Source organism: Pontimicrobium sp. MEBiC06410 (assembly GCF_053601615.1).
The window spans coordinates 1-359 of record NZ_JBSHNT010000090.1 but is presented as its reverse complement, the minus strand read 5'-3'; the positions used below and the strand labels follow the sequence as shown (position 1 = coordinate 359).

Sequence of the window (359 nt, the reverse complement as noted above, 5' to 3'; positions counted from 1 at the left end):
TCTACTACATTGTACATAAATAGGTTTAAGTTAACATCGTAACTTACTGGAGCATCAAAAGCTAACTTTGCTAATGCATGAGGCTTTAACTTAAAGTTTTCTGATAAATCAAAGACATAACCTGCTGCTGCAAAGAAATGTTCTCTCTCAGACCCTATTTTTGTTCCATTTAAGTCTAAATGTACACCATTTAATATATTTGGCATAGAGGCAGATATGTAATACTTATTAGGTTTATAGAAATAAACTCCTGCTCCTACATTTGGTGTTAACTCATCTACATTTTCTGAAAAGAATACATCTCCAGAATCTATTAAGTCTAAGTTTACTAAACCAATGTTATGAAATGTAGCTCCTGC

1 protein-coding gene is annotated in these 359 nt (G+C 32.0%); it reads right to left on the bottom strand.

The annotated features are described in order from the left end of the window. The coding region (locus ACVC08_RS00610) for a type IX secretion system membrane protein PorP/SprF (RefSeq protein WP_452600574.1) at positions 1-359 on the bottom strand (359 nt) is incomplete at both ends.